The sequence below is a fragment of the Klebsiella sp. KPN54798 genome (genome assembly GCF_021184225.1).
GTDB lineage: Bacteria > Pseudomonadota > Gammaproteobacteria > Enterobacterales > Enterobacteriaceae > Klebsiella > Klebsiella pneumoniae.
The window spans coordinates 1098463-1124152 of sequence record NZ_CP089234.1; the positions used below are offsets into that span (position 1 = coordinate 1098463).

Genomic DNA, 25690 nt, shown 5'->3' on the forward strand with positions numbered 1-25690 from the left:
GCTTATTCAAACGATTTCGACAGGCGGGAGGTCAAATTGATCCCGGACGTATCACAGGCGCTGGCCTGGCTGGAAAAACATCCGCAGGCTCTGCAGGGTATTCAACGTGGTCTGGAGCGGGAAACGCTGCGCGTGAACGCAGACGGCACCCTTGCAACGACCGGTCACCCTCCGGCGTTAGGCTCAGCGCTGACGCATAAATGGATTACCACCGATTTTGCCGAAGCTTTACTTGAGTTCATTACGCCAGTAGATGGCGATATTGAGCATATGCTGACCTTTATGCGCGATGTCCATCGCTATACCGCGCGTCAGCTTGGCGACGAGCGGATGTGGCCGCTGAGTATGCCATGCTATATCGCCCCCGGTCAGGATATTGAGCTGGCGCAGTACGGCACCTCTAACGTGGGGCGCCTGAAAACGCTATATCGCGAGGGGCTGAAGAACCGCTATGGCGCGCTGATGCAGACTATCTCCGGCGTGCACTATAACTTCTCCCTACCGATGGCCTTCTGGCAGGCAAAATGTGGTGTGGAAGATGCCGAGAGTGGTAAAGAGGCCATTTCGGCGGGCTATTTCCGCTCAATTCGTAACTACTATCGCTTTGGCTGGGTGATCCCCTATCTGTTTGGCGCCTCGCCGGCGATTTGCTCCTCATTCCTGCAAGGCAAACCGACAACGCTGCCCTTTGAGGAAACGGGCAACGGCATGTATTACCTGCCGTATGCCACCTCGCTGCGCCTCAGCGACCTTGGTTATACCAATAAGTCGCAAAGCAATCTCGGAATTACGTTTAACGATCTGCACGAGTATGTGGCAGGATTGAAGCGGGCGATTAAAACGCCGTCGGAAGAGTACGCCAAAATCGGGCTGCAGAAAGACGGCAAGTATCTGCAGATCAACAGCAACATTCTGCAGATTGAAAATGAACTTTATGCGCCGATCCGCCCGAAACGCGTCACCCGTCGGGGCGAAACCCCGTCCGATGCGCTGTTGCGCGGTGGTATTGAGTATATCGAAGTGCGTTCGCTGGATATCAATCCGTTCTCGCCGATCGGCGTTGACGCCCAGCAGGTGCGTTTCCTCGACCTGTTTATGGTCTGGTGCGCGCTGGCCGACGCGCCGGAGATGAGCAGCGATGAGCTGCTGTGCACCCGCACCAACTGGAATCGGGTTATTCTGGAAGGGCGTAAGCCGGGCTTAACGCTGGGGATTGGCTGCGAAAGCGCGCAGTTCCCGCTGGCTCAGGTGGGCAAAGATCTGTTCCGCGATTTACGCCGCGTGGCTCAGACCCTGGACAGTATCCACGGTGGCCAGGCATATCAGCAGGTCTGCGACGAGCTGCTGGCCTGCTTTGACGATCCGGAATTAACCTTCTCAGCCCGCATTCTGCGTTCTATGATTGAAGAAGGCATTGGCGGTACCGGCCGTGCGCTTGCCGATCGTTACCGGACGCAGCTGCGCGAAGAGCCGCTGGAGATCCTGAGCGAAGACGATTTTATCGCCGAGCGCGACGCGTCGGTGGCGCGACAGAAGAAAGTGGAAGCTGAAGACAGCGAGCCGTTTGAGGCGCTGCTGGCGCGGCACGCGTAGCGCTGGAAAAGAAAAAGGCCACATCACTGTGGCCAAACTTTCATCTCTGATTCAGGGATGATGATGATAATAAATGCGCGTCTTTCATATACTGAGACTCGCGGCTGAACAAAGAGTTCATTTTATTTTAAAAAAATTCACTCCCGGAGGTGACGAATGCCGTTGTTAGATAGTTTCACAGTCGACCATACCCGAATGGAAGCCCCAGCGGTGCGTGTCGCGAAGAAAATGAACACGCCGCATGGCGATGAAATCACCGTTTTCGATCTGCGCTTCTGCGTACCGAACCAGGAAGTGATGCCGGAACGCGGTATCCATACCCTGGAGCATCTGTTCGCGGGCTTTATGCGCGATCATCTGAACGGGAATGGCGTGGAAATTATCGACATTTCGCCAATGGGCTGCCGCACCGGCTTCTATATGAGCCTGATTGGTACGCCGGACGAGCAGCGCGTCGCTGACGCCTGGAAAGCGGCGATGGCCGATGTGCTGAAGGTGAAAGATCAGAACCAGATCCCGGAGCTCAACGTCTACCAGTGCGGGACTTACACCATGCACTCGCTGGAAGAGGCCCAGGACATCGCTCGTCATATCATTGAGCGCGATGTGCGCATCAACAGCAACGACGAACTGGCGTTGCCGAAAGAAAAACTGCAGGAACTGCACATCTAGTGCTTCCGCCACGGCCCGACGCCTGTCGCCGGGCCGCTCTTCTGACGCCGCGATGACGACGACGCTTTCCTTCTCCTTTCAGCACCGCCCACTGGTGCCCTTTGCCCATGATTATGCCCACGGTGACCAGGAAGACTGGCATCAGCATGACTGCGCTCAGCTGCTGCATATACTAAGCGGCGTGGTGCGGGTCGCGACGCCGGTAGGCTACTGGGTGGTGCCGCCCGGGCGCGGCGTCTGGCTGCCGGCGGGAACGCCGCACGCGCTGCGCATGACCGGCAACGTGGCGGCGCGCACCCTGTTTATCGATCCGCTGGCGCGCGCCGATCTTCCGGCGGGCTGCCAGATCGTACAGATCACGCCGCTGCTGCGGGAACTGATCGTGTCATCCCTGGCGCTGGGGGAACGCTATGCCCCCGCCAGCCGCGACGAAAGAATTTATGAACTGATCCTCGATGAGATCCGCGGGATGGCGATCCTGCCGTTTGGCCTGCCGGAGCCGCAAAGCGAAACGCTGCGTCGGCTGTGCCAGCAGGTACGCGAGGTGCCGGGCGAGGCCTGGAGCAGCGGCCAGGCGGCGAAGGCGTGCAGCATGAGCGAGCGAACCCTAAACCGCCATTTTCAGCAGCAGACTAGCCTGACGTGGAGCGAGTGGGTGCGCCGGGCGAAGCTAATGGAAGCGCTGGTGCGCCTGGCGCAGGGCCACTCCGTGCTGCGGGTGGCGCTGGAGCTGGGCTACGGTAGCCACAGCGCCTTCAGCGCCATGTTTCGTCGGGTGATGGGCGTCGCCCTCAGCGACTATTTTCGTCCCCCGGCCTGATCGGCGGCGCTGAGCGCATTGCACAGCGCCTGCAGCGAGGCGCGCGCCACGTCATTATCGATACCCACGCCCCAGTAGCTTTCTCCTTGCGGAAAAACGCAGCGGATATAGGCCACCGACCGGCTGTCGCTGCGCGCGCCGAGGGTATGCTCATGATAGTCCTTGATCATAAACGGCTGCCGAAACAGCGCGCTGAGCCCGCTGGCTGCGGCGGAGAGCAGGCCGTTGCCCTGGCCCTGCAGGCGTCGGGTTTCGCCGTGGTGACGCAGCGTTGCCTGCAGGGAAAGCTGGCCATCCTGCTGGCTGGCGCTCTGATAATCGAGCAGCGTCAGCGCCGGCTGCGCCTGCAGCCCGTAGCGCGTGCGGAACAGCTGCCACAGCGCATGGTGGGTCATCTCTTTGCCGTCGCTATCGGTGGCCTGCTGAACGTGCTGGCTGAAGTCCTGCTGCAGCCCGCGGGGCAGTTTCAGACCATGATTTTGTTCGATAAGCCAGGCGCTGCCGCTCTTCCCCGACTGGCTGTTGACGCGGATCACCGCCTCATAGCTGCAGCCTATATCCTGCGGGTCAATGGGCAGGTAGGGCATCTGCCACGGATCGCCAGGCTGACGGGCATCAAACCCTTTTTTGATCGCATCCTGATGGGAGCCGGAGAAGGCGGTGTAAGCCAGACTTCCCGCCCACGGGTGGCGCGGGTGAACGGGGATCTGGTTGCAGTTTTCCACCACCTCCACCACCCGGTTCATCTGCTCGAAGCGAAGCTCAGGGTCGATGCCCTGGCTGTAGAGGTTCATCGCCAAAGTCACCAGACAGACGTTGCCGGTGCGTTCGCCGTTGCCAAACAGGCAGCCTTCTACCCGATCGGCGCCGGCCATCACCGCCAGCTCGGCGCTGGCGACGCCGGTGCCGCGATCGTTATGCGGGTGCACGCTGATGCAGACCTCGCCGCGGCGGGAGAAGTGGCGGCAAAAATACTCGATCTGATCGGCATAGACGTTGGGGGTGTTGACTTCCACCGTCGCCGGCAGATTGACGATCATCGGTCGCTCGGCGCAGGGCTGCCAGACATCCGCCACCGCTTCGCAAATCTCAAGCGCAAACTCGGGCTCGGTGAAGCAGAAGGTTTCAGGCGAATATTCATATTGCCAGCGGGTCTCCGGCTGCTGTTCGCACTGCTGACGGATAAGCCGGGTGGCGCGGGTCGCGAGGGCGATCACCTCGGCCTTGTCCATGCCGAAAACCAGCTCGCGAAACAGCGGCGCGGTGGCATTGTATAGGTGGACGGTAGCCCGGCGGGCGCCGCGCAGCGCCTCAAAGGTGCGCAGGATCAGCGGGTCTCGCGCCTGGGTCAGCACCTGGATGGTGACATCCTCCGGGATGCGCTGTTCGTCAATCAGCTGGCGGACAAAGTTGAAATCGGTTTGTGAGGCGGAAGGGAAGGCGACTTCAATCTCTTTAAAGCCGCACTCCAGCAGCAGATCCCAGAACTGCAGTTTGCGGGCGCTGTCCATGGGCTCCGCCAGCGCCTGGTTGCCGTCGCGCAGGTCAGTCGACAGCCAGCGCGGGGCGTGGCTGATTTGCCGGTCTGGCCAGCGGCGGTCAGGCAGGGCGATCGGCGGATAGGGACGGTACTTTTCAGCAGGATGGCTCAGCATAGTGTTCTCCTTAATGGTCAGCCTTTATCCTGCCCGAGCGCAGGGTGACGGGCTTTCGCAAACGAGACAGAAACTAGCGAGAACTGGACAACCTGACGCCGTAAAAAAGGGACCCGGAGGTCCCTTTATGTGAGGCTTAGTGCGCGCCGCCGCCGCCGCCGGCGCTGAACGGTGGTCTGGCGAACCACACCAGCCCCAACAGCAGGATGAAAATAGCCGCAGAAATCCAGAAGATTTCGTTGGCGGAGATAATCAGCCCCTGGTTGGTTATCTGCTGCGCTATCCAGCCGGACGCCTGCTGCTGCGTCATTCCCATGCCCTGCAGCTGATCGTATATCTGCTGCGCGTTGGGGTTAAAGGGGGTCACCGATTCGGTGAGCTGCGCATGATGCAGCGCCTCGCGGTTGGTCCACAGGGTGGTGGTGATCGAGGTCCCGATGGAGCCGGCAAGGGTACGGGTGAAGTTCGACAGGCTCGACGCCGCCGCCAGCCGCTCCGGCGGCAGGCCGGAGAGGGTGATGGTGGTCAACGGCATGAAGAAGCAGGCCACCGCGAAGCCCTGGATAAACTGTGGCCACGCCGAGGCGCCAAAGTCCATCCCCGGTTCGAAGGTCCAGGCGCGCCAGTAGAAGCAGACCGCGTACATAATAAAGCTGAAGGTGACCAGCCGCCGCATGTCGAGCTTATGCGCGAAGCGGCCGATAATCGGCGACAGAATGACCGGGATCACCCCCACCGGCGCCGACGCCAGGCCGGCCCAGGTCGCGGTGTAGCCGTAGACCTCCTGCAACAGCTGCGGCAGCAGTACGATGGCGCCGAAGTAGAGCATATAGGCCAGACTGATACAGAGGCAGCCGATGGTGAAGTTGCGCGACTTAAATAGCGACAGATCGACAATCGGGTTATCGTCGGTTAGCTCCCAGACGATCAGGAAGCTTATCGCCACCACCGCCACGATGGTCAGAATGATAATCTCACTGGAGGAGAACCAGTCCAGCTCTTTACCCCGGTCCAGCATCACCTGCAGGCTACCGATACCGATGATCAGCAGCGCCAGACCGACACCGTCGATCCGCCGCTGTTCGGTTTTGGTTTCCCGGTTGCGCAGGGTCTGCAGGGTCATCAGCACCACCGCCACGCCAATGGGCACGTTGATAAAGAAGATCCAGCCCCAGTGATAGTTATCGCTGATATAGCCGCCGAGGATCGGACCGCAGATGGGCGCGACAATCACCGTCATTGACCACAGCGCCAGAGCGATAGAGCGCTTCGCCGGGGGATAGTTGCTGAGCAGCAGACTTTGCGACAGCGGGATCAGCGGTCCGGCGACGATCCCCTGAATGACGCGGAAGAAAATCAGCATCGTCAGGCTGTTGGAGACGCCGCAGGCCCAGGAGGCAATGGCGAAGGCGGTGGTTGACCACAGGAACAGCTTCACCTCGCCGACGCGCTTGGCCAGCCAGCCGGTGATCGGGATGGAGATGGCGTTAGCGACCCCGAACGAGGTGATGACCCAGGTCCCCTGGCTCAGCGACGAGCCAAGGTTGCCGGCAATGGTCGGGATCGCCACGTTGGCGATAGTGGAATCCAGCACCTGCATGAACGTCGCGAGCGACAGCGCAATGGTCATAATGACCAGCTGCGCGCCTTCCAGCGGTTTTTGCTGTTGCATTACACTCACCCCGAATTATCCGGCGTTGGCCTGAATGATCTCGTCTATCAGCTTATTAACCGGATCGAGAGCGATTTCACGGGCATTGCTCTCGTAAACCGGGGAGCTCCGCACCTGGCTTGCCAGCATTTCACCATCGCGATCGGTGGTGTTGACTTCCACCAGCGTCGAGAGGCCGATGCGCAGCGGGTGTTCCGCTAGTTGTTTTTCATCCAGCTCGATACGAACCGGCAGACGCTGTACCACTTTGATCCAGTTGCCGGTAGCATTCTGCGCCGGCAGCAGAGAGAAGGCGCTGCCGGTGCCCATATCCAGACCGACCACTTTACCGGTGTATTTCACGTCATCGCCATAGATATCGCTGATCACGGTGGCCGGCTGGCCGATACGCATATGCGCCAGCTGAGTCTCTTTAAAGTTAGCATCGATCCACAGGTTGGTCGCCGGGACCACCGCCATCAGCGGCGTGGTGGTGCCGATCTGCGCGCCAGGCTGTACCGAGCGACGGGAAACGTAGCCGCTAATCGGGCTGACGATCTGCGTACGCTGCAGGGCCAGCCAGGCGTTACGCACTTCAGTGGCCGCCTGGAGCACCGCCGGCTGCTGTTCCAGCCTGGTGCCCAGCACGATCGCCTGGTTGGCGTTGTACTGCTGGATTGCCACGTCGAGTTCGGCCTGTGCGCTGGCGACGGTATCGCGGGCGTGCTGCAGCTCTTCGCGGCCAATGAGGTTCGCGGCGCCCAGCGGGATGCGGCGGTTCAGGTCAGCCTGCGCCTGGGCAAGGGCGGTTTTTTTGACGTCGATGTTCGCCTGCAATTGCTTGCTGTTGATCATCTGCTGGCGGGTCTGACGCACGCTGGCGGCCAGTTGGGTCTTAGCCTTTTCAAACGCCTGTTGGGCATCGGTCCGATCGAGCGTGACCAGCGGATCGCCTTTCTGCACGTAGTCCGTGTTGTCAGCCCAGACTTTGGTCACGCTGCCCGCGACCTGAGCCATAATTTGTACCTGATTCCCTGCCACGTAGGCATCGTCGGTCTCTTCGTAGTGACGCAGTACCAGAAACCAGTAAATCCCATATGCCACGGCAATAATAATGAAGAGCAATGTCAGCAACAGAAGGGCGCCTTTACGCTTTCCTTTTTTGCTGCCTGGTTGCTGCGGGGTTTGGCTCTCCGCATTTGCACTCATGTTATTCTCCACGATCTTATTATTTCACATCGGCTGAGCCGACCTGTTTATCAGAAAGGCCAGCAGAGATCTGCTGGCCTGGCTGTTTTCCTTGCAACGTAAAAATGGGCTGAGCGACGCCGCCCTTAGCGTAGAGAGTCCGCTAGCACGCCTTCTTCTTCCATCTGATCAAGGCGGCTCAGGAGTTTGCGGGTGATGTGTTCGAGCTGATCTTTTTCGCTGGTGCTAAGTGAAGACCACAGCTGATGCAGGCAGTTATGCTGCGGCGGCAGGACTTCACGCAAAAACTGATGGCCCTTTTCGGTCAGTTGCAGATGCAAACAGCGACGATCGTTATCGCTCTCGCGGCGCTCAATCCAGCCGCGTTTTTCCAGTTCATCAGCGATACGGGTGGCGTTGGTACGTGACGAGCCCAGCGCACAGCTCAGCTCGGACGGCTGGATGCTGTGGTTTTCCTGTGACTCCAGCGTAATCAGCGCCATAAATAATGTCTCGTTAATTCCCTGCGCTTTGAGCATTTTATTGCGATTTTCCAGCAGCTTACCTTGCATATGCATGCAAAGACGAGTTAACAGGATCTCCTGAAACGGGAAATCTTCATGGCGGCTGGCGCGGAACTTGAGCATTTGCTCAATGGGAGTAAACGAACTATCCATTTGGGTATGACCTCATTAATTACAGCCGATATAATAACTATTGTGACAAATAAATCAAATGAATTATTGACCAAAATTGATACGTAAAGCTTAGAGCCCGTTGGTGATTTTCCATGCCAGACCATAGGCAAACGCCGACAGCAGGGTCGGGACAATGATGCTGCGGGTTTTCCAGAAGGCGGCCCCCAGCACCAGGAAGCCGGTCAGCGTCGGCGCCAGGCGATGGGCATCGGCGAGGATCTCCGGCACGCTGGAGACCACCAGCAGCGCGCAAATCGAGGCGATGCCAATAGTATCCAGCAGCACGCTGACCGGGCCGCGGCGGGCAGGACGAGCGTGGCCGGCGCGCAAACGCAGAGGAAGATAGCGAAAGAGATAATTGACGCCGCCGACTATCACCCCGAGCAGAAGGACTTCACTGTTCATCCGGCATCCCCTTGAGCATGGCCTGAAGCAGCGCCGTCAGACATCCGCAGACAATTCCGGCGAGGATCGCCGCCGGAATGGAAAATAACAGAATGCCGCCCAGCGCGCCCGCCAGCGCCGCCGTGACGCAGAGTGACTGCTGACGCTGGAAAGAGGCCAGCAGGAAGCTCATAAACAGCGCCGGCAGCATAAAGCCGAGGGCGGCTTCCACCGCCGGATAATCCACCAGCAGGCCGTTGCCGGACCAGGCGCCGGCCAGCGTGCCGCACACCCACGATGCCCACGAGGTAAAAGCGAGACCGAGCATCCAGTTTTCGCTCCAGCGGCGGTTATCGCGAACCAGCCTGGCGGTAGCGGCGGCGAAAACCTCATCGGTCAGGCCGAAGGCCCAGAGGGCGGTTTTCTTTTTATCCAGCGCTGAGCGAATGCGGCTGCGCAATGAGGGGCCATACAGCACGTGGCGGACATCCATCGCCATTACCGTCAGGGCGGCGACCCACAGCGAACTGCCGGCGGCCAACATGGCGGTGATCACAAACTGGCTGGCGCCGGCGTAAATAATGCAGGAGAAGAACAGGCTTTCCAGCGGGGTGAAGCCCAGCCGGGTGGCATTGAGTCCGAAGGCGAATGCCACCGGAAGGTAGCTGATGACGATGGGGAGACTGTCTTTGATGCCTTCGCCGACGGTGGCGACGCGTTCAGGTAAGGCACAGGTTAAGGGCGCGGGGTTTTCCATATGAATAACTTATCGCTGGATCCATGTGAAGGTGGCAATTTGACCGATGTCTCCACCTTAACAGAGCGCGATGCGCCTTAACACTATGGAAATTCCTGGAATCGCTTTTCTATGACCTGGCCACGAGAAAGGGGGGCAAGGGGGCCGGATAAGGCGCTGGGCCTTATCCGTGAGCGGGTTTACTGCTGCGCGGCGAGGGCGGTTTTCACCCAGCTGTCGAACAGCGGCTGGTGGGCTTTGATCCAGCCATCAACGTGGCCGTTAATGTCGGCTTCGGAAGCATGGCCTTCGTGCATCATCGCATTCTCGGCGTTGATGTCGGCGATCGGCAGCTTCATGACGCTAAACAGAGTGGCGGCGGCCGGATTTTTCTCCGCCCAGGCTTTGTTGGCGACGATGTGCATGGTGTTCACCGGGAAGCCATAGTTGGCGCCGTTGGCCAGTTTGGTGTCGATGTTTTTCTGCTCGCCCGGCAGGGAGGAGAACGGCACCTGCAGCCAGACGACGTCCTTGCCAGGCTTCAGCACGTCGCTAACCCAGTACGGCGTCCAGGTGTAGTAGAGCACCGGTTTACCCTCTTTATACCGGGCAATGGTGTCGGCCATCATCGCTGCGTAGTTGCCCTGGTTATGGGTGACGGTTTTGCTCAGGCCATAGGCGTCAATCTGATGGTTAATCACTGCTTCGCAGCCCCATCCTGGGGTACAGCCGGTGAGATCCGCTTTACCGTCGTTGTTGGTATCAAACAGTTTGGCGATCTGCGGATCTTTGAGCTGATCGATGGAGGTTATGTGGTACTGCTCAGCGGTTTTTTTGTCGATCAAATAGCCCTGGGCGGCGCCTGAGACGTACACTCCTTTGCGATAGAATTTGTTATCACCGCCCGCCGCGGCGTACATGTCATCGTGCAGCGGTTGCCAGTTGGTGGCGATAAAGGTGGTATCTCCGGCGGCAATCGACGTATAGGCAACGTTATAGTCCACTTCGCTGGGTTTCTCGACGGTGTAGCCCAGCTTCTCCAGCGCGCGACTGACCAGCAGGGTCTGGAAGCTCTCTTCGGAGATAGTGCTCTGAGCGGGCTTCACCGTAATCCCTTTACCCGGCAGGTCGGCGGCGAAGGCGCTGGTGGCGAGCAGGGTGGCAAAGGCGGCGGTGGCCAACATCGTACTATGTCGCATGGTGGTTCCTCTTATTGTTTAACGGGAAGGGCCGCTCCCGGGGGGAGCGGCGCTGTTATCGACTTATCGACAGAAAGGGCGAGTGATAAGCCCCAGCGGGCCGGTGGTGTACCAGCGGCGGTTGCCGCGACTGCGGGCGTCGCGACCGACGGCCTGGGTGAGGCGGTCAAGAATAATCGCCAGGATCACGATCCCCACCCCGCCGACGGTCGCCAGGCCCATATCCAGGCGGCCGATACCGCGCAGCACCATCTGGCCGAGGCCGCCGACGGCGATCATCGAGGCGATCACTACCATCGACAGGGCCAGCATCAGGGTCTGGTTAACCCCGGCCATAATGGTGGGCATGGCCAGCGGCAGCTGCACCTTAAACAGCAGCTGGCGCGGGCTGGCGCCAAATGAGCGCGACGCTTCGATCAGATCCGCAGGCACCTGGTTTATCCCGAGGATGGTCAGACGGACGATCGGCGGCAGGGCGAAGATAATCGTCACCACCACGCCCGGTACGTTGCCGATGCCGAACAGCATCACGATCGGCACCAGATAGACGAACGCCGGCGTGGTCTGCATGGCATCCAACAGCGGGCGGATGATTTTCGCCGCCCGCGGGCTGCGCGCTAGCCAGATCCCCAGCGGCAAGCCGATAACCATGCAGAACAGCAGGGCGGTGAGGACCAGCGCCAGAGTGACCATGGCTTGCGACCACGCGCCGATGGCGCCGATGGCAATCAGCGATACCAGAGTGGCGACCCCCATGCCGAGGCTGGAGATCTGCCAGGCGATTAGCGCGAAGACGATAATCGCCACCGGCGCCGGCATCCCCAACAGCAGCTGCTGGAAGGCGCTGAGGATGTAGTCGATCGGCACGCGGATCCCCTGGAACAGCGGACGGAAGTGCAGCACGATCCAGTCGATGGCGTGGGTCACCCAGCTGTCGAGCGGGATCAGGGTCTTATGGAACGGATCCATGATATTGAACTGTCCCGGCTGCGGCGCAGGGGCGCTGTGCAGCCAGTCGGCGCCGCCGCCATTAGCCGGCGCGGCAGTAGAGGCGCCACCCCAGGCGTCGGCAGCCTGCGCGGCGCTGTCGGTTGACGGGGCGCTGCCCCACGGATTGGTCTGATCAGCCATGATTCACCCCCTCGCGATCTAAAGCCTGGAGCAACATCCGTTTGGAAATGATGCCAATATATTGTTGTTCTTCATCCACTACCGGCACGGCGCACGGAGCGTGGCCGACGTGGGAGAGCAGATCGCTGAGCGGGGTTTGCGCTTCCACCGCCAGCGGGGCGTCAATCAGCGCCGCCTCGATCCCCTGCCCGGCGCTGAGGGCTGTTTTCAGAGAATCAATCGAGACAATCCCGACAAAGCGATTACCGCGCTCTATGACATAGCCATATTCCCGGTCTTCATCCTGTAATAATTTCAGCGCCGAACGGGGGCCAAAACCAGGCGTTTTACGAATCAGGCCAACCGGGCTGCGGCGGGCAATATCTTTCGCGCTGAATACCTGGCTAATATCCACGCCGCGGAAGAAGGTGCGCACATAATCATTGGCCGGATTATTTAATATTTCATCCGGAGTGCCGACCTGGACCACTTCGCCATTTTGCATAATGGCGATACGATCGCCAATTCGCATGGCTTCATCAAGGTCATGGGAAATAAAGACGATAGTGCGTTGATGCTTCGCCTGTAATTTGATGAGCTCATCCTGCATTTCGGTACGAATGAGCGGATCGAGCGCAGAGAAGGCTTCATCCATTAACAGAATATCGGGATTAATCGCCAGGGCGCGAGCTAAACCGACGCGCTGGCGCATGCCGCCGGAGAGTTCATCCGGCCAGGCGTGGGCATAATTCTCCAGCCCCACCTGACGCAGCGCCTCCCGGGCTTTTTGCTCTCGTTCGGCGGCGGGAACGCCTGCAAGCGCCATACCAAACGCCGTGTTGTCGAGCACGCTCATGTGCGGCATCAGCGCAAAGGACTGAAAAACCATCGCAATTTTCTTGCGACGCACCTCGCGCAGCTCGGCATCCGACATTTTGGCGATATCGACCCCGTCAATCAGCACCTGGCCGCGGGTGGGTTCAATCAGGCGATTGAGAAGGCGAACCATGGTGGATTTCCCCGAGCCGGAGAGCCCCATGATGACGAATATCTCGCCTTCTTCAATGGCCAGACTGGCGTCTTTGACGCCAAGCGACAGCCCCGTTTTTTCCAGTATTTGCGCTTTGTTGAGTCCTTTCTCAATATATTTGAAAGCACGGTGTGGATGCTCGCCAAATATCTTATAAAGATTTTTGATTTCTAATTTAATTGCCATGCAATAGAGAAGTTCCTGTTATTTGTTTATTGCGATATGATACCCGATGGTGATTATGATCTTTTTACACCCTAACATACTCAGATTCTGTGACAACCCTCAATGGCAAACTCTCGGCAAAATCAGATGGGGGCAACTGTGGCTAAGCCCCCGTGATATAAGGGCTGGGCGGTAATTTGTTGTTGGTAATATTTTTTGATTATCTTTGGATAATTCGACTGAAATGGACCGGTTTTCTGCTAAATATGACGAAGTGATGACGGTTAGGTCATGGAGAGAATATTTGGTGGATTAAACGCTATTTTGTGAAATTAATCACCAGGAATCCGCCTGCGATATTCCTGGTGAAAGTACGGTTAAAAGTCCCAATCGTCGTCGGCGGTCTCTTCCATTTTTCCTATCACGTAGGAGGAGCCGGAACCGGAGAAAAAGTCATGGTTTTCGTCGGCGTTGGGCGACAGCGCTGCGAGGATTGCCGGATTGACCGCCGCCATCTCCGCCGGGAACAGCGCCTCGTAGCCGAGGTTCATCAGCGCTTTGTTGGCGTTGTAGCACAGGAAAGCGCTGACGTCGTCGAACCAGCCGCTCTCGCCGTACAGCTCCCGGCTGTAGGCCAGTTCGTTGTCGTAAAGATCCATCAGCAGATCGAGGGCGAAATTTTTCAATTCTTCGCGCTTGCCGGGGCTGACGATCTCCAGTCCTTTCTGGTACTTGTAGCCGATGTAATAGCCATGCACCGCTTCATCGCGAATGATCAGGCGGATCAGATCCGCAGTGTTGGTCAGCTTTCCCCGGCTGGAGAAGTACATCGGCAGCCAGAAGCCGGAGTAGAAGAGAAAGGATTCGAGGAACACGCTGGCGATTTTTTTCTTCAGCGGCTCGTCGGCCTGATAGTAACCCAGCATCAGCTGCGCCTTGCGCTGCAGAGGATCGCAGCTTTCGCTCCAGGCGAAGGCGGCATCCACTTCCTTGCTGTGGCACAGCGTGGAAAAGATGGAGCTGTAAGAGCGGGCATGAACCGCCTCCATAAAGCTGATGTTCGACAGCACCGCCTCCTCATGCGGGGTTAAGGCGTCCGCCATTAGCGCCGGGGCGCCGACGGTGTTCTGAATGGTGTCAAGCAGGGTCAATCCGGTAAAGACGCGAATGGTCAACTGCTGCTCCGCCGCGCTGAGGGTTTGCCAGGCGGGAATGTCGTTCGACAGCGGCACTTTCTCCGGCAGCCAGAAGTTGCTGGTGAGACGGTTCCAGACCTCAAGATCTTTATCGTCATCAATGCGGTTCCAGTTGATTGCGCTGACGCGCGTTAAATGGGTCATCCTGTTCTCCTTACAGCGCGCAGGACACGCAGCCTTCAATTTCAGTGCCTTCCAGCGCCAGCTGGCGCAGACGGATGTAGTAGAGCGTCTTGATGCCTTTCTTCCAGGCGTAAATTTGCGCCTTGTTGATATCGCGGGTGGTGGCGGTATCGGGGAAGAACAGGGTCAGCGACAGCCCCTGGTCGACGTGGCGCGTCGCCTCGGCGTAAGTGTCAATGATCTTCTCCGGCCCTATCTCATACGCATCCTGGTAGAGGGCCAGATTGTCGTTATTCATAAATGGCGCGGGGTAGTACACTCGCCCGGTTTTCCCCTCTTTGCGGATCTCAATCTTCGAGACGATCGGGTGAATGCTGGAGGTGGCATGGTTGATGTACGAGATCGAGCCGGTGGGCGGCACCGCCTGCAGATAGCGATTGTAGATGCCATAGCGCATGACATCGTCGCGCAGCTGGCGCCAGCTTTCCCGGTCGGGCAGAGAGATGCCGGCGCGGGCGAACAGCGTGCGCACCCGTTCGGTTTTCGGCTGCCACTCCTCCTGCAGATATTTGTCGAAGTACGCCCCGCTGGCGTAGCGCGACTGCTCGAAGCCGGCGAAGCGCTGGCCGCGCTCGCGGGCCAGCTGCATCGAGGTGTGCAGCGCGTGCCAGGTCACGGTGTAGAAGTAGATATTGGTGAAGTCCAGCCCCTCCGGGCTGCCGTAGGCAATGCCCTCCCGCGCCAGGTAACCGTGCAGATTCATCTGCCCCAGGCCGATGGCGTGGGAGGCCGCGTTGCCGGCCGCCACCGAGGGAACCGACTGAATGTGGCTCATGTCGGACACGGCGGTCAGGGCGCGCACCGCGGTGGCGATTGTGCGGCCGAAATCCGGCGAGTCCATGGTATGGGCGATGTTCAGCGAGCCGAGGTTGCAGGAGATATCTTCCCCGATATGGGCATAGCTGAGGTCTTCATTATAGGCGGACGGCGTACTGACCTGCAGGATCTCCGAACACAGATTGCTCATGGTGACCCGCCCGGCCACCGGACTGGCGCGGTTCACGGTGTCTTCAAACATGATGTACGGGTAGCCGGATTCAAACTGGATCTCCGCCAGGCGCTGGAACAGGTCGCGGGCGCGGATCCAGCGTTTGCGGACCCGCTCGTCGGCCACCAGCTGCGGATAGAGGTCGCCGATGGCGCAATCGGCGAAAGGTTTGCCGTACAGCCGTTCGACGTCATAAGGCGAGAACAGGGCCATCTGCGCATCTTCTTTCGCCAGCTGGAAGGTGATATCAGGGATCACCACCCCCAGCGACAAGGTTTTGATGCGGATTTTCTCATCGGCATTTTCACGCCGGGTATCAAGAAAGCGTAAAATATCGGGATGGTGAACATGCAGCCAGACCGCACCCGCCCCTGGCGGGCGCCGAGCTGATTGGCATAGGAGAAGGCGTCCTCCAGCATCTTCATCACCGGCACCACCCCAGAAGACTGGTTTTCGATGCGCTTGATCGGCGCCCCGGCCTCGCGCAGGTTGGAGAGTAAAAAGGCCACCCGCCGCCGCGCTTCGACAGCTGTAGCGCCGAGTTCACCGCCCGGCCGATGGACTCCATATTATCCTCAATACGCAGCAGGAAGCAGGAGATCAGCTCCCCGCGCTGCTGTTTGCCAGCGTTAAGGAAGGTCGGTGTGGCGGGCTGAAAGCGGCCGCTGAGTATCTCCTCCGTCAGCTGCCGCGCCTGCTGTTCATCGCCCCGGGCCAGCGTCAGGGCCACCATCACGCTGCGTTCGGCGAAATCCTCGAGGTAGTGCTTGCCGTCAAAGGTCTTCAGCGCATAGCTGGTATAGAACTTCCAGGCGCCGAGGAAGGTCTGAAAGCGAAACGGAGCGCGCCGGGCATGGGCGAACAACGCCAGCACAAACCCGCGGTCATAGCCGGCCAGCACCTGCGGATCGTAATAGCCCTCGCTGACGAGCCAGCTGAGCTTATCCTCCTGGCTGGGGAAGGTGAGGGTGTTGGGCTGAACCTGGGTCGCCATAAAGGCCTCAACCGCCTGGCGATCTTTCTCAAACGGGATGCGGCCCTCGCTGTCGTACAAATTCAGCATCGCGTTGAGGGCGTGAAAATCCACGGCGGCGGTTATACGTTCTGCGGTTGTCGTTGCCAAAATTCGCTGACTCCTTTACGCACGGTGTTGATATCGTCGGGGGTTCCCATCAGCTCGAAGCGGTAGAGATAGGGCACGGCGCATTTTTGCGCGATGACATCTCCGGCACGCCCCCAGCCGTCGCCAAAGTTGCGATTGCCGGCGGCAATCACTCCGCGGATCAGCTGGCGGTTATGCACGTCGTTTAAAAAGCGGATCGCCTGACGCGGTACCGCGCCGGCGGTGCCGCCGCCGCCATAGCTGGGAACGATGAGAATATAGGGCTCGTCTACCCGCAGATGTTCACGCTCGTTCAGCGGGATGCGCACCGCCGGCAGCCCCAGGCGCTGCACAAAGCGATGGGTATTCTCCGAACGGCTGGAGAAGTAGACGATGAGGCTCATGCGCTGGCCGCCGTAAAGGAGGGGCGCAGGCGATTGATCATATCCGGGCGGAAGCCGCTCCAGCGCAGCTCACCGGCGATCACCACCGGCAGCTGGCGAAATCCCTGCTCGCGCAGGGTGTCGGCGGCATCCGGCTGCTGGTCGACGTTGACCATTTCAAAGGCCAGTCCCCGGCTCTCCATGGCTCGCCGGGTGGCATGGCACTGCACGCAGTCATTTCGAGTGTAAATAATAATGCGCATGATTCGTATTTCCATTTAAGATAACAGCACGGCGCTAAACATAGCGTCGAACGTAGTGGGCTATTCGATAAGGAAATACTAGATGTAGTTATTTAAAACTTCAACCACTCAATATATAGCGTTTTTGGCAAGCGAGTCCCCCGCCGGGATAGATCGGCGGAGGAGGGGGGAGGCTGTGCGGAACTACAGGCGCATGGCCACGGCGAGGCGGTTAAAGGCGTTCATCAGACTGACGGCGAAGGTCAGATCGCTTATCTGACGCGGGGTAAAATGTTCGCGCAGCGGCTGGTAAACCTCATCTTCCGCATGGCTGGTGGCAATGTCGGTGACCGACTCGGCCCAAGCCAGCGCCGCGCGTTCGGCCGGAGTAAAGTGGGCGCTTACCCGCCAGCCCGCAAGGGCATCCAGTTTGCTTTGCGCCATGCCGCCTTTGCGCAGCGCCTGGCTATGTTTCTCAAGACAGAAGGCGCAGCCGTTGATCTGCGAGACGCGTAAATAAACCAGCTCTACCAGGGCGTTGCCCAGCTCGCTTTTCTCCAGCGCGATGCTGGCCTGTACCAGCCCTTTATAGACTTCCGGGCTCAGTTCACTGAATGGCTGACGTAATTGGTTCATGGTGTTCTCCTCTCTAAGACGGCAGCCAAAATAGCACTATAATGGACTGCAAAAGATAGCCATATTGTGATGAAAAAAGCAGACCATAATGGAAGCGATTAACCTCCCGCTTTATCAGCGTATCGCCCGCCAGTTGAAATCGGCGATTGAACGTGGCGAACTGACCCCGGGCAGCCGTTTGCCCGCCAGCCGGGTGTACGCTCAGGAGCAGGGCGTTTCCCGGGCGACCATCGAAAACGCCTGGGGAGAGCTGGTCGCCCAGGGATGGCTCGAACGGCGTGGGCAGGCGGGGACCTTTGTCAGCGAGCGGCTCAGCCCGCGCCAGCTGGCGCCGGTACCGCCAGTGCAACCGGCCGCGCCGACGGAGCCGCTGCCGTTTCAGATGGGGCTGCCGGCGCTGGATCTCTTTCCGCGCGGGCAGTGGGCGCGGGTGATGGGGCGTCGGCTGCGGACGCAGTCGCGGTTCGATCTTGCACCCGGCGATCCCGGCGGCGATCCGCTTCTGCGCCAGGCTATCGTCGATTATCTACGCCTGTCGCGCAGTATCGACTGTCAGCCGGATCAGGTGTTGATCACCGGCAGCTATGCCGCCTCCATGAACCTTATCCTGCGTACCCTGGCGCAGCCGGGACAGCATATGTGGATGGAAGATCCGGGGTATCCCTTTATCCGGCCGGTCGTCGAGGCTGGGCAGCTGGCGGTGGATGCGATTCCGGTGGACGACGAAGGGATGGACGTCGGCTGGGGCCAGCGTCATCACCCGCAGGCGCGATTTGCCCTGCTCACACCAGCCCATCAGAGTCCGCTGGGGGTCGCGCTGTCGCTTCCCCGACGCCGCCAGCTGCTGGCGTGGGCCGCGGAGCGCGACGCGTGGATCATTGAGGACGATTACGATAGCGAGTTTCGCTATCACGGCAAACCGCTGCCGCCGCTGAAAAGCCTTGATGCGCCGCAGAGGGTCATCTACGCGGGCACCTTCAGTAAGTCGATGTTCCCGGCGCTGCGCACCGCCTGGCTGGTGGTGCCGACCCCGCTGGTGGCGCGTTTTCACCAGACCGCGGAGCGCCAGTCCTGCACCGTTCCCACCCTGTGGCAGCAGACGCTGGCGGATTTTATCCAGCAGGGACATTTTTGGCGTCATTTGAAGAAAATGCGTGCCAGCTATAGCCAGCGTAGACAGTGGCTGGAGTCGGCTCTGCAGGCGCAGGGCTTTCAGGTCACGCCGCAGCTGGGGGAATTCAACTGGTTATGTCGGTCAGCGGCGACGATCGGCTGCTCGCGCGGCGGGCGGTTGTGGCCGGGCTGGCGGTGCAGGCGCTGAGCGACTGGCGGATTCGCCACGCGGGCGAGGGGGATTATTGATGAGTTTTACCAATATACGTTCGCCGGCGATGGCTGACGGACTTGCCCGACGGCTGAGAGAGGCGATTGCGATTTGATGGCGCTTAAGTCGGGGAAGCAGAAAAACCCCTGCGGCCAGAGGCGCGCAGGGGCTGACGCGTATTTGTTATCTTCATTGCCTTCCGTAAAGCTCGCGGGCTACCGCGCGCCAATCGCGCGGCGGCAGCCGATGCTTAAGCTATTATCGACGTAAATTGAGCAATACGCCAATAAATACCCCGACGGCGGCGGCGGCGCCCACACTGTGCCACGGTTTATTGCGCACGTAGGTATCGGCACAGCCCAGCGCATCGCACGCTGCCTGGCGCGCATCCAGCGCCGCCTGCTGCACCCGGTTGTGGCCATTAAGACGGGCACGAGTCTCTTTTAACAGCGACTGCGCTTTGACACGCGCCGCTTCCGCTTCCTCTTTGGCGTCACTGCCCCATGATTTCAGCACCTCTTCCAGCGTATCCGCTAATTGGCTGACATCGTTATGAATATCTTCGGCGTTCTCGTCAAAATTGTTGCGGTTCACATGGTTAGCCATCGTTATCTCCCTTAATTCCATCGAGTGAGTAAGTGTAGGACAAGATTTTGAATTATGCTTACTGTTGTGGTTTCTGGAATTTTCCGAAAGCACTGTCCTTAATGAATAAGGTAAGGTCAATGTGCGGTAAAAGATAACGAGGAATCAGTATGTATTTAAGACCCGATGAGGTGGCGCGTGTTCTTGAAAAAGCCGGCTTCACCATGGATGTTGTGACGCAAAAAGCGTACGGCTATCGCCGCGGCGATAATTATGTTTATGTGAACCGCGAAGCGCGCATGGGGCGAACAGCGTTAGTTATTCATCCGGCGTTAAAAGAGCGCAGCAATATGCTGGCCGAACCGGCTTCAGATATCAAAACCTGTGATCATTATGAACAGTTTCCGCTGTATTTAGCCGGGGATGCGCAACAACATTATGGTATTCCGCATGGATTTAGCTCACGCATGGCGCTTGAGCGTTTTCTGAATGGGCTATTTGGCGAAGCCCAGCCGGCAATGTCGACGAATTAATACGCCGATAGGCATGTAAGGATCCAGGCGAGGCGGGCTGGCGGGAAGAGGCGACTGGCAGAGCCAGTCGCTGCTAACGCGTTGGTCAGGCCTTCGCCTGCTGATAGGGCGCCACGCGGAACAGGCGGCGGCAATAGTCGAGGAAGTAGCCGTAGGCGGCGCCCATCATCATCGATACCGCCAGGTTCGAGCTCACCGCGGCGACAATCTGGTGCCAGTCAGCACCCACGCTCCACAGAATAGCGACATACACCGGCGACTGAAAGGTGACGTAGGCCAGCACGTCGGCCATATTTTTCATCCACCTGGCCGGGCTGATGCGCCGGGCCTGACGCATGGCGAAATCGCGATAAATCCCATAGGGTACGGCAATAATAATGTTGACCGGGATCGCCACCAGACGCGACGATAACGACTGCTCAAACGTCATACCAGAGAGAAAAATTTCGATCATCATGTTGACGACGGTGCAGTAAACCACCATCGCAAAGGTGTCTGCAACCGCATGCCGCAAGCGGGAGTGCGCAGAGAACATCGGAGTGCTCCTCGAAAATGAAGTCATTAACGCCGAAAAATGCGCGTTGGTATAGCGTTTTTGGGCTGCCTGTTTTGGTGTGCGTAGAGTATATCTCTGCATTAAAAGTGGCAACTAGCTATAAATTTTTATTTATCGCCTTTTTGTCGATAAAATACTCTGCGCTGGTTTGTTTTTTGTTCGTTACGCTACTTTTATTCCTGTTTTTGCAAATATCAATATTTATCAATGTGTTACTCTTGATTACGAAATCGAGACTGGCCGAGGGAACGGCGCCTGATAGCCAACCATGGCGCAACATCACGCGAGTGTGTGATTCCGCTCTCTTTTAGGATTTTTTATGCCGTAAGTCGCGTTTTTATGGTGAAAAATTCTGAATTGCGAATTGTTGTTTTATTCCCATTTTCTGATTAACGATTCACTGCGGCCAAAGGTATGTATCAGTGCGGCCACGTATGAACAGCAGGTAACCCGCTGACCATAAAGCTAATATTCCTGGCGAGAACGGTAGTTTTTCCCGTCTTTCTGCCTTTTTTATTTATTCACTCTCTTTTTTGCCTGTGCTTATGAAAAAGGCTCAGGTATTTGCCAATATAGTTCCAGGGGATAACCGCTAATATCCACCTTATATATTTATCTGGACAGCCGAAGGCTGGAAATAAATAAACGTTTCTATTACACTTGCCGCGTTGTATCTTTTAATTTGCTATTTGGAATTTTTTAATTTTATGTCTTCAATGTTACACAAACTGAATAATATCCGTTCACTGCGTGCCCTGTCCCGTGAATTCTCCATTGACGTGCTTGAAGAGATGCTGGAAAAGCTCAGGATCGTCACTGAAGAAAAACGTACGCAACAGCAGCAGGCAGCTCAGCAGCAGGCTGAATATCAGGAGAAAGTGAATACCTGGCTTGAGCTGATGCGCGCCGACGGTATTTCTCCTGACGAGCTGGTGGCCGATATTCAGCCGCCAAAGGCGGGAGGCAAAAAGCGTCAACCGCGCCCGGCGAAATATCGTTATACCGATCATACTGGCGCAGAGAAAACCTGGACCGGACAGGGAAGAATGCCGAAGCCGATTGCCGAGGCTGTCGCCCAGGGTAAATCGCTGGATAGCTTTTTAATTTAACGCCTTCGGGCCAGCGCCAGCCCGGTGGTGAGAGACCCACCGGCCTGGCCTTATGACTTTAAGCGAGGGGCTTTAGCAGACGCCGAAGTCTCCCTCTTCCTGATACGGCGTGACCTCGTCCGACTTCAGCGAATAGCGCTCTCCCTGCTCCTGTGCGGCCTGAACCACCACCAGTTGCTCCCCTTGCACTTCCACCACTTTCAGTTTTGGTCCGCCCGCTCGGGGTTGTACCAGATCGCCGACAGCAAACATAATTCACTCCTCACTGTTAACACCATGGATAAACCTAAACCATAGCTCAACGCCCGCTCACTGAACACCGGGCGTGCTGTTTTTTGTTAAAACAATTTGGAGTTATATGTATTAACATTGTTAATGTTTTGCTGGCGCCATACCGCTGCTGAGAAAGGGGGACGGCGAGGGTAGGGTTACCACCAATCAGGTCAGGAAAGACACCATGAAGTATATCATTCTGTTGATCATTGTTATTGCTGTACTGTATGTCCATTACCGCGGACGGGTGCGCTATCGTTTCTGGCGGCAGCTCTCCGACCATTCCACATTTACCGCGCCGCTGAATGGATTTATGTATTTATTTTCCCGCGTGCCGAATACGCCTTATCTGCGGCCGGAGATGTTTCCCGAGCTGGCGATATTGCAGCAAAACTGGCAGGTTATTCGCGACGAAGGTCTCCACCTTCAGCAGCTGGAGCAGATTAAAGCGGCCGATAAATATAACGATGCCGGGTTTAACTCATTTTTCAAAACCGGCTGGAAACGCTTTTATCTGAAATGGTATGAGGATGCCCATCCTTCCGCCAGCCAGCTCTGTCCGCAAACTACCGCGCTGCTGCGCGATATCCCGTCGGTGAAAGCGGCCATGTTCGCCACTCTGCCGGACGGTAGCCGTCTGCCGCGCCATCGCGACCCCTACGCCGGCTCGCTACGCTTTCATCTGGGCCTGGCAACGCCGAACGATGACCGCTGCTTTATCGAGGTGGATGGCCAGCGTTACAGCTGGCGCGATGGAGAAGGCGTGCTGTTTGATGAGACCTATATCCACTATGCGGAAAATACCAGTGGTGAGAATCGCCTGATTCTGTTCTGCGATATTGAACGGCCGATGCGCTACCGCTGGGCGCAGAAAGTTAACCACTGGCTGGGACGCCATCTGATGAGCGCCGCTTCGGCGCCCAACGATATCGGCGATCGCACCGGCGGGATTAACCGGGCGTTTCGCTATATTTACCAGATCCGTATTGTTGGTAAGCGGTTGAAAAAATGGAATAAGACGGTCTATTACATCGTCAAATGGCTGCTCTTCGGCGGCATTGCCTGGCTTATCTGGAGCGCGTTTTAACCCCCTGGCGCCGGTTCCACGGCATGGTCGCCAGCAGACGCGCCATGCCGCAAAAGCCGGTTACGCCGGCGAAGGTGAGCCCGGCGCCGACCGCGCCGCTGAGCAGGAAAAAGCCGCCGTTAACGGTATAGCCCAGCAGCACTCCCAGTAAAATCAGGACGCCAGCGGCAATTTGCACCTGGCGCATCAGCGGCAGCGGCTGCGATGAATCTTCCACTACCGGCAACCCCGCGGCTTTCCACGCCTGAATTCCTCCTGCCAGCAGGCAGGGCTGCGCCGGCGCGGCGGCCGCGGCCAGACGAATCGCATTATTCTGCGTCCGGGAACCCGCCTGGCAGTGAAAGATGACCGTCTCTCCGGCCCGGGCATTGAGGGGCGCACCGCTGGTCAGAGTGGCGAGCGGCACCAGCTCGGCATCGGGGATATGTTCGCGCGCATATTCATCCGCATCGCGGATATCAATCAGTCTGGCGCCCTGGGCAATCTGCGCCTGGGCCTCGGCGGGAGTTAAGGTGGCGATGGTCATAGGATCCTCACGGGCAATAGAGCGTTTTCAGCGTATTGATCACCTGCTGTACCGCAGGGTGAGTAATGAAATAGTGGATACGCTGGGCGTCGCGCTCGCTGTCGATCAGCCCCTCGTCACGCATCCGCGCGAGGTGTTGCGAGGTGGCGGAGGGGCTTAGCCCTGTAGCCCGGGCGAGTTCGCCGGCGCTGGCCCTGGGCGCATCGCACAGCATGCACAGGATCAGCAATCGGTGAGGATTGCTCATCGCTTTCATCAGCGCGGCGGCTTCTCCGGCGCGGGCCTGCAGGTCTTCAGGTGTGGTCATTTATTTTAGCTTTGTCTAAATTTAGATAACTCTAAAATAAAAAGGCCGCCAGCGCCAGCACAATTTCTCCACGACTCAGGCCGGAACGGCGAGCCGGGCAATCTGCGCCCGGGCGCTGGCGATCCCGGCGTCGCGACCATGCGGGCGATTGTCCAGCCCTTCGGCATAGATAAATTCCACCTCCTGGATCCCCATCAGCCCCAGTACCGCGCGCAGATAGGGCGTGACGGCATCGGTAGTTTCTCCCTGGTGAATACCGCCGCGGCTGCTGACGACCACCGCCCGGACGCCCTCCACCAGCCCCTGCGGCCAGCTCTCGGTGTAGCGAAAGGTTTCCCGTGCCCGCGCCACGAGGTCGAACCATTTTTTTAGATCGGTCGGGACGTTGAGGTTATACATCGGCGCGCCGATCACCAGCAGGTCGCTGGCCTTTAACTCGGCGATAAGCTGGTCGGAGAGGACGACCGCCTCGCGGATAGCAGGCTGCGGATCCACTGCACCGCGCAGGGCGGCGAACAGGGGGCGATCCAGCGTTGGCAGCGCCATGGCGCTGAGATCGTGTTCGGTGAGCCGATCGCCGTGTCCCGCCGCCTGGCGCGCCGCGAGAAATTCGTTAATCAACTGATTGGTCAGGGATGTTTCGCCATTAATGCTGGATTTTAAAACCAGAACGTTAGCCATGATGAGTGCCTCAAATGAAAGATAGAAGCAAAGACTAACACTGTCTTTTTTGTCTCAGGAGTGACATTATTTTTCCCTATTGTATCCCGTAAGGAACCAATCTGTGCGCGACGATCTGAATGCGATCCCGGTATTTGTCACCGTGGTCGAGAGCGGCAACTTTGCCAGCGCGGCGGCGATCCTCCATGTGACGCGTTCGGCGGTGGGAAAAACCATTGCCCGGCTGGAAGCGCGTCTCGGCGTGGCGTTATTCCAGCGTACCACCCGACGGCAACTGCTGACGGAAGAGGGGGAGCAATTTTATCTCCAGTGCCGGGAAGCGCTGGAGCGCATCCGCGAGGCCGAAGAGACGCTGCAGCGCGGCAAAGATGAGGTGCAGGGGCGGCTGCGGGTGTCGCTGCCGGTGCTGTTTGGCCAGCGCTGCGTGGCACCGCTGCTGTTCCGCCTCAGCCAGCGCTATCCGTTACTGAAGCTCGAGCTCCACTACAGCGACCGGCAGGTCAATCTGCTGGAGGAGGGGTTTGATCTTGCGGTGCGTATCGGGAGCCTGGCCGATACCGGGTCGCTGCGGGCCCGGGCGCTGGGAGAGCACGGCATGGTGCTGTGCGCGGCGGCGGAGTACCTGCGCCAGCAGCCAGCGCCGCAGACTATTGCCGGGTTGAACGAGCACCGTACCCTCGGCTATCTGCACAACGGCCAGCTGCAAAAATGGCAACTGTATGACCCGCAGCAGGGCGAAGTGCGCTTCAGTCCGCAGACATGGCTGATACAGGATGATTTTGCCGCCATCGCGGCGGCAGTGCAGCAGGGGATGGGCATCGCCTGGCTGCCGGACTGGCTGGTGGCGCAGGCGCTTGCCGATGGGACATTGCAGCAGGTGTTGGCGCCCAGCGCTCAGGTGCGTTTCGCCATCCACGCGGTATGGCCGGAGGGGCCGTGGCTGCCGCAAAAAACGCGGGCGGCGATCGATGCCCTGCGGGGAGGGCTGCCTCTTACCGCAACACCTGGTTAGCGCAGAGAGAAATAACCGCCATCTATGGCGGCGGAGGTTTTCCGACAGCGTGCAAGCTACCGGCGC

26 protein-coding genes and 2 pseudogenes are annotated in these 25690 nt (G+C 58.5%); 8 read left to right on the forward strand and 20 right to left on the reverse strand.

Going from position 1 to position 25690, the window contains the following annotated elements:
- Positions 1 to 36 precede the first annotated feature (36 nt).
- From gshA to LPQ25_RS05460, 3 genes are all read left to right on the forward strand, one after another.
- Complete coding sequence (gene gshA / locus LPQ25_RS05450) at positions 37 to 1593, forward strand: glutamate--cysteine ligase (protein WP_002914353.1); 1557 nt, start codon at positions 37 to 39, stop codon at positions 1591 to 1593.
- A 156-nt stretch (positions 1594 to 1749) separates the two neighbouring features.
- Positions 1750 to 2265, forward strand: a complete 516-nt coding sequence (gene luxS / locus LPQ25_RS05455) for an S-ribosylhomocysteine lyase (protein ID WP_002914351.1) — start codon at positions 1750 to 1752, stop codon at positions 2263 to 2265.
- A 52-nt stretch (positions 2266 to 2317) separates the two neighbouring features.
- Positions 2318 to 3085, forward strand: coding sequence for an AraC family transcriptional regulator (locus tag LPQ25_RS05460; protein WP_014907048.1), 768 nt, complete (start codon positions 2318 to 2320; stop codon positions 3083 to 3085).
- Here the strand turns inward: LPQ25_RS05460 and leuA are convergent.
- From leuA to LPQ25_RS05530, 14 genes and pseudogenes are all read right to left on the reverse strand, one after another.
- A complete protein-coding gene (gene leuA, locus LPQ25_RS05465; protein ID WP_004185353.1) occupies positions 3064 to 4740 on the reverse strand; it encodes a 2-isopropylmalate synthase in 1677 nt (558 codons plus the stop codon). The two genes, LPQ25_RS05460 and leuA, sit on opposite strands and share 22 nt — an antisense overlap.
- A gap of 136 nt (positions 4741 to 4876) precedes the next feature.
- On the reverse strand, positions 4877 to 6412 hold the full coding sequence (gene emrB / locus LPQ25_RS05470; RefSeq protein ID WP_015875112.1) for a multidrug efflux MFS transporter permease subunit EmrB: 1536 nt from the start codon (positions 6410 to 6412) through the stop codon (positions 4877 to 4879).
- Positions 6413 to 6427: 15 nt separating this feature from the next.
- Positions 6428 to 7600 carry a multidrug efflux MFS transporter periplasmic adaptor subunit EmrA gene (gene emrA / locus LPQ25_RS05475; RefSeq protein WP_002914339.1) on the reverse strand — a complete coding sequence of 391 codons (1173 nt, stop codon included), beginning with the start codon at positions 7598 to 7600 and terminating at the stop codon, positions 6428 to 6430.
- Between the two features lie 125 nt (positions 7601 to 7725).
- On the reverse strand, positions 7726 to 8256 hold the full coding sequence (gene mprA / locus LPQ25_RS05480; RefSeq protein WP_002914337.1) for a transcriptional repressor MprA: 531 nt from the start codon (positions 8254 to 8256) through the stop codon (positions 7726 to 7728).
- A 90-nt stretch (positions 8257 to 8346) separates the two neighbouring features.
- Complete coding sequence (gene ygaH, locus LPQ25_RS05485) at positions 8347 to 8682, reverse strand: L-valine transporter subunit YgaH (protein ID WP_004174712.1); 336 nt, start codon at positions 8680 to 8682, stop codon at positions 8347 to 8349.
- Complete coding sequence (locus tag LPQ25_RS05490; RefSeq protein WP_004180986.1) at positions 8672 to 9418, reverse strand: AzlC family ABC transporter permease; 747 nt, start codon at positions 9416 to 9418, stop codon at positions 8672 to 8674. The genes ygaH and LPQ25_RS05490 overlap by 11 nt, the downstream gene beginning before the upstream one ends.
- Positions 9419 to 9597: 179 nt before the next feature.
- Complete coding sequence (gene proX / locus LPQ25_RS05495; protein WP_002914330.1) at positions 9598 to 10596, reverse strand: glycine betaine/L-proline ABC transporter substrate-binding protein ProX; 999 nt, start codon at positions 10594 to 10596, stop codon at positions 9598 to 9600.
- Between the two features lie 63 nt (positions 10597 to 10659).
- Positions 10660 to 11727, reverse strand: coding sequence for a glycine betaine/L-proline ABC transporter permease ProW (gene proW / locus LPQ25_RS05500; RefSeq protein ID WP_014907050.1), 1068 nt, complete (start codon positions 11725 to 11727; stop codon positions 10660 to 10662).
- Positions 11720 to 12922: a glycine betaine/L-proline ABC transporter ATP-binding protein ProV gene (gene proV / locus LPQ25_RS05505; RefSeq protein WP_002914328.1), complete on the reverse strand. Its 1203-nt coding sequence runs from the start codon at positions 12920 to 12922 to the stop codon at positions 11720 to 11722. The genes proW and proV overlap by 8 nt, the downstream gene beginning before the upstream one ends.
- 356 nt (positions 12923 to 13278) lie before the next feature.
- Entirely contained in the window at positions 13279 to 14241 is a 963-nt protein-coding gene (gene nrdF / locus LPQ25_RS05510) for a class 1b ribonucleoside-diphosphate reductase subunit beta (RefSeq protein WP_002914327.1), read from the reverse strand.
- Positions 14242 to 14251: 10 nt separating this feature from the next.
- A pseudogene (gene nrdE / locus LPQ25_RS05515) lies at positions 14252 to 16391 on the reverse strand (class 1b ribonucleoside-diphosphate reductase subunit alpha).
- On the reverse strand, positions 16364 to 16774 hold the full coding sequence (gene nrdI, locus LPQ25_RS05520) for a class Ib ribonucleoside-diphosphate reductase assembly flavoprotein NrdI (protein ID WP_002914321.1): 411 nt from the start codon (positions 16772 to 16774) through the stop codon (positions 16364 to 16366). The pseudogene nrdE and the gene nrdI overlap by 28 nt, the downstream one beginning before the upstream one ends.
- Positions 16771 to 17016, reverse strand: coding sequence for a glutaredoxin-like protein NrdH (nrdH, locus tag LPQ25_RS05525; RefSeq protein ID WP_002914320.1), 246 nt, complete (start codon positions 17014 to 17016; stop codon positions 16771 to 16773). Before nrdH ends, nrdI begins: the two co-directional genes overlap by 4 nt.
- A gap of 183 nt (positions 17017 to 17199) precedes the next feature.
- Entirely contained in the window at positions 17200 to 17631 is a 432-nt protein-coding gene (locus tag LPQ25_RS05530) for a carboxymuconolactone decarboxylase family protein (RefSeq protein ID WP_004145727.1), read from the reverse strand.
- An 88-nt stretch (positions 17632 to 17719) separates the two neighbouring features.
- Here LPQ25_RS05530 and pdxR point away from each other — a divergent pair.
- Positions 17720 to 19070: pseudogene (gene pdxR / locus LPQ25_RS05535) on the forward strand (MocR-like pyridoxine biosynthesis transcription factor PdxR).
- A gap of 143 nt (positions 19071 to 19213) precedes the next feature.
- Here pdxR and LPQ25_RS05540 read toward each other — a convergent pair.
- The gene (locus LPQ25_RS05540) at positions 19214 to 19561 is read right to left on the reverse strand and encodes an ElaB/YgaM/YqjD family protein (protein ID WP_002914293.1); all 348 of its coding nucleotides are present in this window, start codon (positions 19559 to 19561) and stop codon (positions 19214 to 19216) included.
- Positions 19562 to 19710: 149 nt separating this feature from the next.
- Here LPQ25_RS05540 and LPQ25_RS05545 point away from each other — a divergent pair, with 149 nt between their 5' ends.
- Positions 19711 to 20073, forward strand: a complete 363-nt coding sequence (locus tag LPQ25_RS05545; RefSeq protein WP_002914291.1) for a DUF2002 family protein — start codon at positions 19711 to 19713, stop codon at positions 20071 to 20073.
- 85 nt (positions 20074 to 20158) lie between these two features.
- Here the strand turns inward: LPQ25_RS05545 and alaE are convergent, their stop codons facing one another.
- A complete protein-coding gene (alaE, locus tag LPQ25_RS05550; RefSeq protein WP_002914289.1) occupies positions 20159 to 20608 on the reverse strand; it encodes an L-alanine exporter AlaE in 450 nt (149 codons plus the stop codon).
- A gap of 728 nt (positions 20609 to 21336) precedes the next feature.
- Between alaE and stpA the strand changes: the two genes are divergently transcribed.
- A complete protein-coding gene (stpA, locus tag LPQ25_RS05555) occupies positions 21337 to 21738 on the forward strand; it encodes a DNA-binding protein StpA (RefSeq protein WP_002914287.1) in 402 nt (133 codons plus the stop codon).
- A gap of 72 nt (positions 21739 to 21810) precedes the next feature.
- Here the strand turns inward: stpA and LPQ25_RS05560 are convergent, their stop codons facing one another.
- On the reverse strand, positions 21811 to 21990 hold the full coding sequence (locus tag LPQ25_RS05560) for a hypothetical protein (RefSeq protein ID WP_002914284.1): 180 nt from the start codon (positions 21988 to 21990) through the stop codon (positions 21811 to 21813).
- Positions 21991 to 22195: 205 nt separating this feature from the next.
- Between LPQ25_RS05560 and lpxO the strand changes: the two genes are divergently transcribed.
- Positions 22196 to 23098: a lipid A hydroxylase LpxO gene (gene lpxO, locus LPQ25_RS05565; RefSeq protein WP_002914281.1), complete on the forward strand. Its 903-nt coding sequence runs from the start codon at positions 22196 to 22198 to the stop codon at positions 23096 to 23098.
- Here lpxO and LPQ25_RS05570 read toward each other — a convergent pair.
- The 3 genes from LPQ25_RS05570 to LPQ25_RS05580 all read right to left on the reverse strand — a co-directional run bounded on the left by LPQ25_RS05570 (position 23079) and on the right by LPQ25_RS05580 (position 24612).
- Positions 23079 to 23624: a rhodanese family protein gene (locus LPQ25_RS05570; RefSeq protein WP_004145720.1), complete on the reverse strand. Its 546-nt coding sequence runs from the start codon at positions 23622 to 23624 to the stop codon at positions 23079 to 23081. The two genes, lpxO and LPQ25_RS05570, sit on opposite strands and share 20 nt — an antisense overlap.
- A gap of 7 nt (positions 23625 to 23631) precedes the next feature.
- On the reverse strand, positions 23632 to 23931 hold the full coding sequence (locus LPQ25_RS05575; protein ID WP_002914277.1) for an ArsR/SmtB family transcription factor: 300 nt from the start codon (positions 23929 to 23931) through the stop codon (positions 23632 to 23634).
- Between the two features lie 75 nt (positions 23932 to 24006).
- Positions 24007 to 24612 carry an FMN-dependent NADH-azoreductase gene (locus LPQ25_RS05580; protein WP_014907053.1) on the reverse strand — a complete coding sequence of 202 codons (606 nt, stop codon included), beginning with the start codon at positions 24610 to 24612 and terminating at the stop codon, positions 24007 to 24009.
- A 103-nt stretch (positions 24613 to 24715) separates the two neighbouring features.
- Between LPQ25_RS05580 and LPQ25_RS05585 the strand changes: the two genes are divergently transcribed.
- A complete protein-coding gene (locus LPQ25_RS05585; RefSeq protein ID WP_014907054.1) occupies positions 24716 to 25624 on the forward strand; it encodes a LysR family transcriptional regulator in 909 nt (302 codons plus the stop codon).
- Positions 25625 to 25690: the final 66 nt, after the last annotated feature.